Raw genomic sequence first — 7861 nt, 5'->3', positions numbered from 1 at the left:
GAATTACAACTGTCTTTTTTAAGTTTGCCTAATTGATATGCAAAGCTATCAATCTGCTTTGCAGAGTATTTATTATTATGATAATTTTCAATAATATAACTATCTCCCCAATAAGTTACTTTTTCATCAGTTTCTGGAGCAAATGTTTTGCTATTTTTTAATAAAATAAACTTCAGTGGCTTTTGTACACTGCATGCTAGTAAAATGCTAGGAAGGCTAAGAAGTATTAAAGCTTTAAATTTCATATTGTTTTATTTATAGTACCCCTTTATCGTTTTTCTAGATATTACCTTGGTCTGAAAGGGTACATAACCCCTATTGTGCTGTAAAATCCACCAGGCAGGGAACCCATCGTGGATATGTTGCTTGCCAACTACATCATTTTTATCTAAACCAAAGTGGTCCATGATGGTAACTTCAATTACGGCTAGAAATTTGCCGACTTGATCGAAAGAAGTATCCGGAATTCTTCTTCCTTTTGAAGTGATATATATAGAAACGCTACGACGATTTGATACATCATAGCGTTTTTATAAAGCAAATAAATTATTTTATTTGACGAGATTTTTTATCCCATTTATCAACATTTGTCATGTCTATCCCAAAATAATCTATTAGCCATTTATTAATTATAATAACCTATATAATCTATTAGCCAATTCTCTTTTTCTTTAGTTAATGTGAATAGCACTTTTGTATAATCATAGTTAGATGACTTAGGAATATAAAACTGAACGATGGCCTTATTATTTACAATCGAAATTTTTTTGAAAACACCTGATTTATACCGGCTATAAATTTCTTCTGGCTCAAAAGTTCCAAAAACAATATCTAAATTTAAACCGGGGATGGCATAGAGACCTTCACTTTTTGGTGAAGGTGTGGTAGTTTTTAATTCATCTTTTATTTTTTGGTGGTATTGTCTTAGATCATTAATAAATGTCTCAGAGAAGTAATAACTAGCTTTTAATCTGTCTAAATAATGCTCAACAGCAGCCATATTAACAGTTGGTTTTATAAGGGTATCAATCTCATCCCAAACTATAATGGCATTATGCAGTTCTGTTGTATCTATTACTTCAACAGGTTTTATTGTTTCCTGTGTTTTATACCATTTTAAAAAATTGGTTATTGTTCTTTTGATGCTTTTCTGATCATAATTTATTTTTGGCTTTTGCCCCCAACAAATATTTAAGAACAGAGCACATACAAATACTAATACGAACTTTTTCATAATCTTATTTCTTTATGCTTTTTCGTACTTGTGTAATGATATAATCATGCATTCCTGCAAGATTTCTATAATCTGCTATAGCTGTTTGTACTTGTTATTAAATCAATGACAATTGAATAGAGTAACCCTCCCTTCAGCTAAAATAGGAGAGTACCTTAATGTAATTAATCTATCTACTTTAAAAAAATTAGTCAGGGCAATTCATGCCTAGTTTTTTAAGTTCTGCCTTTGCTATCGAATCAAGCTCATAACTTCTATAATAATGTAGTGCTTGTGCCATGAAATAATTTTGTTCCTTTGTACATTCATCACACAGTACAGGAGGAGGTATTTTTCTCGCAAAATCCTTTCCAATGGAGTCTATTTTCTTAAATAAGACAGGAGAGTAAATTCCATCATAGGGATTGCCATAATCTCTTTTATTCATTTCTTTCATCGCATCTGTTCCTTTATAACATTCCTCCAGAATAGCAAAAAAGACCCTGTCTTTAAAAGCATTAATACAAGGATTTGGGCCATTGTCATAATCAAATCTAGGGTATTTATAATTTGTTTTGCATCCTAAAACCGTTATAAGCATTGCGAATACGATTACACTTGTTTTTTTCATATGATTTAATTATTGTAAAATCCACCAGGCAGGGAATCCATCGTGGATATGTTGGTTGCCAACAACATCATTTTTATCTAAACCAAAGTGGTCCATGATGGTAACTTCAACCTCCATGCGAATTTACAAAGCTCGCAACCCTCATTTGAAATGAAGTATATAATGAATCCTCAGCCCGAAAGGTATACCATCCCTTTCATGAATGTTCTCAGTTTCAATTATTTTGAATTTCATTACAACTAATATATAACTAAAGTTATTGTTTTAATGGAGGTGGATCTGTAACTATTACAGTGTTTTTAGGGTCAATTATTTCACCATTTTTAAATTTTGTTCTTCCCAAGAATACATGATCAGACCACCAATAGTTAAATATCATATCATTATCCATAGAATACCGATATAAATCTCTAGGATTTTCTTTAAGATGACTGAGGTTGGTTATATCAGAAGCCTTATAAAAAGTAATTAAAAGGGAATTACAACTGTCTTTTTTAAGTTTGCCTAATTGATATGCAAAGCTATCAATCTGCTTTGCAGAGTATTTATTATTATGATAATTTTCAATAATATAATCGTATGTCCACGAGGTTTTACTTTCGTTAGTCTCAGGAAAATATCTTTTGTTGCTATCCAATAAAATAAACTTCGGTGGCTTTTGTACACTGCATGCTAGTAAGATGCTAAGAAGGCTAAGAAGTATTAAAGCTTTAAATTTCATATTGTTTTATTTATAGTACCCCTTTATCGTTTTTCTAGATATTACCTTGGTCTGAAAGGGTACATAACCCCTATTGTGCTGTAAAATCCACCAGGCAGGGAACCCATCGTGGATATGTTGCTTGCCAACTACATCATTTTTATCTAAACCAAAGTGGTCCATAATGGTAACTTCAATTACGGCTATAAATATGCCGCTTCTAAGTAGTATACAGTTGGCCTGTCTGTTGAAGAGTCCGCGGATTTGATTTTACATTCTGATCTTCTATCTGAAATAGGTTGGTGTTAAAGAAATAAATCAATTTTGCCATGCTTCAACGTTCGTGCATTTCCAATTGTCTGTTTCGATTTTTGTAAAATAAAGCTTTACATATTGCTTGCGAGGTAATAATAACAATTCGACTTCAATATCACCATTAATATTACCACTAAACTTATAGAACTCTATTGTAGATACATTCAAATCACTAATTTCCTTTTCATTTACGATCTCTATTTTTTGATTGCCAACTTTAAAAGGCTTTACACTTTCAGTAAACTCCCTTTTTAAAATATATTTCTTCCCATTGAGATACTTTTTATAACTCTTTATAACATATTCAGTGCTTTTAATAACTATATCCTGAGGAATTGATATTTTATTTGTTTCCTTACAGTAAGTAAGTGATGCCATTAAGATTACTAATATTAACAGCTTTGTTTTATCGATAATATATTTTTCCATTTCTATTATTGTATTCGATTATTCTTCCATATGCGTCTTTTTCAAAAAGCTCTCCCATTTCTCCCGGTAAAGATGGTGACAATTTGAAGTTATTGTCAGCCCAATGAATGTATTCATGTAATATTGTCCCGGCAATCAATAGAGTTAAAGCATCAGCGTTAGCTCCATTTGAAGTTTCCAGCAAATCAATAAATTCCTTATTCAAAAAAATGAATGATTGATTTTGCTCACCACTAATGCATTTTCCATAAGAATTACGATATGTTTTTGTTTTTGGATTATAGCTTTTCATCTGTTCCTTAGGAGTTACATAAATTATTGGGCCAGATTTATTGAATTTCAGGTGGTTCAAAACTGATGTCTCTGTTAAACCAGAGTATTTAACAAGAGCTTGTAATATTTTTGGTGTCGACTTGACTTTATTATATAAACCTTTAACTATTGATGTTAATTTAGGGTATTTTTGTATATCCTGTGGGCTCATAACAATCCTTGTTTCAGAATCGTCAATAGACGTTTCTAAATAAGCTGATAATTCTGAATTTGTAGGAAAAACAATATTAGAATCGTATTCACTATCAATAATACTATCATAGGTTACAGTATTATTCTCTTTCAAATAACTAACTGCCCAACTTATAAAACCTTGGTCTTCATCTTCACGAGAACTGTTAAAGTAATAAGTACTTAACTCGTGGTAAATAACTGGATTCTGAGCCAGGAAATATAACTGTTCTTCATTTAAAAAGCTTCCAATATTTGCCCTCAATTCAATAGGGCGCAGCCAGGTGTGGATGCAATGTCTCGGATCAGTAAATATATTACATGTTTCTGGAGGGTAAATCCAACCATCAGCAAAGCCTCCGCTACCCGGTTGGCCGCCACTTTGGCCACCTGAAGAACCAGAACTTCCACCACCAGGTAACTCAGTTTTTGGATCGGGATATAAACGGCATCTTTCATCAAAGCCTATCATTTTACATACTTCTTTTGTTGCGCCAACGGGTGCGCATGTATTTCCGTCAGATGGTTTTGTCAACACTACGGCACAGGTGGCACATTGTACTATTGGATTAGACCAACAAAAAGCTTGTGGATCTATCAAGGTTTCGTTGTCTGTTGACATTATTTTGCCATTGCCAGATTGTATATTATTTTTAGTCGAATTTTTTGTGGATGGTAGCTTTGTGCTAAAACCCAAAGGCTGTTCGCCTTTTTTATAGATAAAAACTTTGAGTAGGGTTCCATTCCAATCCCTGATTGTAGCCTGCCCAGTGTAAATATCTTTTTCACCATATGCCCATTCCGTATCTGGAAATAGACTTACCCATTCTGCCTTAATATTTAAGCCTGAGTCGACGTAAAAGCATAGATAATTCAAGTTATCATAGGGCATTTTGGTATGCATTTTATCATCGAGTTCCCAAAAAAGATTGTCGAACTTTAAAGGGACTTTAACAACCGTTTTACCGTTAAAATTATCAATATAGGCATTTTTCCAGAGAGGTGTTTTAGTTTTTAGGTATGAATTTAAGTCAGGATTATCTTCAACATTTGATAGATTTTTTTCAAAGTACTGTTTAGCATCTGCAATTGAGAGCCCATTTGTAAGGTCGTTTGCATTGGGCATTAAATTGTCTTTACGGCAAGATTGTGCCAAGAATAGGCACAATACAATTAGGCAAGCCGTAGCTTTACTTGTGAGCGTTAAATTTTTTCATCATTTTAAATAAGTTTTGGATATTTATTTTCGGGATGATGATGCACGAATATACATTGTAATATATTAATTACAATGCACTATAATTAAAAATAACTTAAATGTAAATTATACGTAGGCCTTAGTTTTCTAAACTGTATTTCATATATAAGCTTATTCCACTTGTTAATAGGTAGTTAATGGGAGTTTTATCTATAGTTAACTCAAGTGCAGCTTACTATATTAACCAAAACCCTCAGAATTTAATTTCTGCAGGCCTTATTATTATTGCAGGATCGTTGGTGGCCTTTAGCCAATATCAAATTATCAAATCAAAGAAAAATAAGTAGCCGATAATAAAAAGGCTAAACTTCATCTTTGGTATTTAATTGGTCAGGCTTATTACTCCTAAATTAATGTGGTGCAGTTTGAGTAGCCTATCAAAAAGAAAAGTGCTTCTTAAATACAATTAGAGATTAACTTAAGCCCAATAGCTACTAATTAATCATTATTAGTCTATAATTTGATACTATTAGTGATTGCTTAAATACTATTAACCTATAATTAATGACTATTAATCTATAATTTGATACTATTGGTAATTACTTAAATACTATTAGTCTATATTTTGATACTATTAGTGATTAATTATAGACTAATAGTATCAAAATTGAGGCAAAAGTGTTAAATCTTATTCTGTTTTTTTGGGCTGCCTTTTGCAAACCGGGCGCTTAAATCATCATAAATGAGTTAGTGGGGCAATAAAGAATTGATTGAGGAGATTAATGTAAAAGTTTCAGATTATTTCTAAACCACTACAATAAGCCCTTACCTTTGGCACAAATTAAAACGATTGCTTCCCAATGAAGAAACACATTTTTTTTGATCTCGATCATACCATTTGGGATTTTGATCGGAATGCCGAAGAAACACTAAACGAGCTTTATCATACTTACGATTTAAATAAACTTGGCCTAACATCCTGTGCTGATTTTATTGCCACTTATACTGAAAATAATCATCAGCTTTGGGCAGATTATCACCTAGGGAAAATCACCAAAGACTTTTTAAGATCAGAACGTTTTAGCAAAACCTTTATTCAGCTGGGCGTCCACCCTGATGCTGTTCCGCATCAGTTTGAGGATGATTATGTAAATATTTCTCCAACCAAAACCAATTTATTTGATGCCGCAGAAGAAGTACTTGCTTACCTGCAACAAAAATATACGCTGCATATCATATCCAATGGCTTTAAGGAAACAACACTTACCAAAATGAATGTTTCTAACCTTAACCCCTATTTCCACAACGTAATCATATCAGAAGATGTTGGCGTTAATAAACCCAGTCCTGTAATTTTTCAGCATGCTTTAGATAAAGCCCAAGCCCGTAAAGAAGAAAGCATCATGATTGGCGATAGTTTGGAAGCTGATATTTATGGTGCTTTAAACTTTGGGATGGAAGCTATTTTCTTTAATCCATTAAAAAAAGAAAAACCAGAAGATGTAAAGCAGGAAATTACACACCTTAAAGAACTACTTCTTTTATTTTAAACCAGATACAGCTGTTTGATTTTGGCATTTGTTTAGCAATAAGCAGATACACACACAAATTAAACACATAATTATGAAAAAAATCATCCTGTTAGGACTGGCATTAATCAGTTTTAACTTTGCCTTTGCGCAAGGCAATCAGCGTAAATCAGAAGTTTTTGTTCAAATTGAAGAACCAGGCAACTACACCGTGTATCTAGATAATGAATTTGTTGGTTCAGCAAATGGTCGTTTCAGGTTTTACGATGTTTACAATTCAGCACCAACCCTGTCTATAATACAAGGCAATATAACATTGTATAAAAGGAAATTAAGTACCAATCCCAACCAGCGCTTAGTTTTAAGTTATTCTAAAAGAAGTGGCTTAATTATTAGTAAAGAATTAAATATCTATAGAAATCGCCAATACGCATTAAATGATTTTGATGATTATACCGATTCTTACAACACAGGCATTGTTCCTCCAATAATTTCGCTCCCAGATCGTAATTACAGATTATTATCTGCTGAAGCCTTCCAACAGTTCTACGATCAATATAAAAAAGAAAGTTTTGATGATGGCAGAACAAAAATGATAAATGCTGTAAGTAGGAACGCTTCCCTTTCATCAGCACAAATTAGAACACTTTTAAAGCCTTATACCTTTGATCAAAAAAGATTGGATATGGCCAAAAGCTTATATAAAGATGTTGCCGACCCTCAAAATTATTTTACCCTATCGGATGTTTTTGAGTTTTTTAATTACAAAGATTCTTTCTTAGAATTTTTAGGAAAACAGTAATTCTATATCTTTATTAAATGAACATAGCAAAAGTCAATTCTTCTATTAAAAAAACGGTGGATGCCTATAAAGCCAAATTAATGGCTTATTCGGATGAGATTTATCAAACCACGCCACCAATTAATGGCTGGAGTTATAGCGAAGTATATTCTCACATTTTCGATTCTAGTTTGCTCTCTATAATGGCTTTACAGCATTGTATAGAGAATAAAGGAGAAGATAAACCAACAGCTTTTGCAGTTAAAGTAATTTTATTTCTAGGCTTTTTACCGCCAGCAAAAAAATATAAAGTACCTAAACGATTAATGGATAGAGTTAAAAAAATCAGCAAAAATGAGGCCTTTGACTTTATCCATCAATTTGAAAAAGAGCTAGCAGAGGTTTATGGTTTAGTGGCAAGTGCAAATAAAAAAAGTAAAATAAAACATCCACGTCTTGGTTATTTAAATGCAGATCAATGGTTTCGCTTTATCGAAATTCATTTAAAACACCACCTTAAACAACTCGGCCGCATAGAAAAGAGTTTTAATGGCCTTTAAT

At 32.5% G+C, this 7861-nt stretch carries 12 protein-coding genes; 3 read left to right on the top strand and 9 right to left on the bottom strand.

What is annotated here, in order from left to right; all coding sequences use genetic code 11:
• From EHC72_RS14375 to EHC72_RS14340, 9 genes are all read right to left on the bottom strand, one after another.
• Window positions 1-245 (bottom strand): hypothetical protein (locus EHC72_RS14375; protein WP_131538405.1); only part of this gene is annotated, 245 nt, incomplete at its 3' end.
• A gap of 6 nt (window positions 246-251) precedes the next feature.
• Window positions 252-467 carry a DUF3289 family protein gene (locus tag EHC72_RS23285; RefSeq protein WP_394346882.1) on the bottom strand — a complete coding sequence of 72 codons (216 nt, stop codon included), beginning with the start codon at window positions 465-467 and terminating at the stop codon, window positions 252-254.
• A gap of 158 nt (window positions 468-625) precedes the next feature.
• Complete coding sequence (locus EHC72_RS14365; protein ID WP_131538404.1) at window positions 626-1234, bottom strand: hypothetical protein; 609 nt, start codon at window positions 1232-1234, stop codon at window positions 626-628.
• A 187-nt stretch (window positions 1235-1421) separates the two neighbouring features.
• Window positions 1422-1844, bottom strand: a complete 423-nt coding sequence (locus EHC72_RS14360) for a hypothetical protein (protein ID WP_131538403.1) — start codon at window positions 1842-1844, stop codon at window positions 1422-1424.
• A gap of 9 nt (window positions 1845-1853) precedes the next feature.
• Entirely contained in the window at window positions 1854-1961 is a 108-nt protein-coding gene (locus EHC72_RS23110) for a DUF3289 family protein (protein WP_246029430.1), read from the bottom strand.
• A gap of 139 nt (window positions 1962-2100) precedes the next feature.
• Window positions 2101-2565 (bottom strand): hypothetical protein, encoded by a 465-nt coding sequence (locus EHC72_RS14355; protein ID WP_131538402.1) that lies wholly within the window; start codon window positions 2563-2565, stop codon window positions 2101-2103.
• Window positions 2566-2571: 6 nt separating this feature from the next.
• Window positions 2572-2751: a DUF3289 family protein gene (locus EHC72_RS23280; RefSeq protein WP_394346881.1), complete on the bottom strand. Its 180-nt coding sequence runs from the start codon at window positions 2749-2751 to the stop codon at window positions 2572-2574.
• A 111-nt stretch (window positions 2752-2862) separates the two neighbouring features.
• The gene (locus EHC72_RS14345; RefSeq protein WP_131538400.1) at window positions 2863-3288 is read right to left on the bottom strand and encodes a hypothetical protein; all 426 of its coding nucleotides are present in this window, start codon (window positions 3286-3288) and stop codon (window positions 2863-2865) included.
• The gene (locus tag EHC72_RS14340; protein ID WP_131538399.1) at window positions 3266-4918 is read right to left on the bottom strand and encodes a hypothetical protein; all 1653 of its coding nucleotides are present in this window, start codon (window positions 4916-4918) and stop codon (window positions 3266-3268) included. Before EHC72_RS14340 ends, EHC72_RS14345 begins: the two co-directional genes overlap by 23 nt.
• A gap of 932 nt (window positions 4919-5850) precedes the next feature.
• On the opposite strand from EHC72_RS14340, the gene EHC72_RS14335 reads away from it, so the two are divergent.
• The 3 genes from EHC72_RS14335 (at window position 5851) to EHC72_RS14325 (ending at window position 7860) form a co-directional block, all read left to right on the top strand.
• Window positions 5851-6540, top strand: coding sequence for a YjjG family noncanonical pyrimidine nucleotidase (locus EHC72_RS14335; RefSeq protein ID WP_131538398.1), 690 nt, complete (start codon window positions 5851-5853; stop codon window positions 6538-6540).
• A gap of 73 nt (window positions 6541-6613) precedes the next feature.
• Window positions 6614-7321: a DUF4476 domain-containing protein gene (locus EHC72_RS14330; protein WP_131538397.1), complete on the top strand. Its 708-nt coding sequence runs from the start codon at window positions 6614-6616 to the stop codon at window positions 7319-7321.
• Window positions 7322-7338: 17 nt separating this feature from the next.
• Window positions 7339-7860: a DinB family protein gene (locus EHC72_RS14325; protein WP_131538396.1), complete on the top strand. Its 522-nt coding sequence runs from the start codon at window positions 7339-7341 to the stop codon at window positions 7858-7860.
• The last annotated feature ends 1 nt before the right edge of the window (window position 7861 follow it).

The organism is Pedobacter nototheniae, from assembly GCF_004335085.1.
Classification (GTDB): Bacteria; Bacteroidota; Bacteroidia; order Sphingobacteriales; family Sphingobacteriaceae; genus Pedobacter; species Pedobacter nototheniae.
The sequence above is the reverse complement of the archived record's forward strand: the minus strand, read 5'-3'. Positions and strand labels throughout refer to the sequence as shown.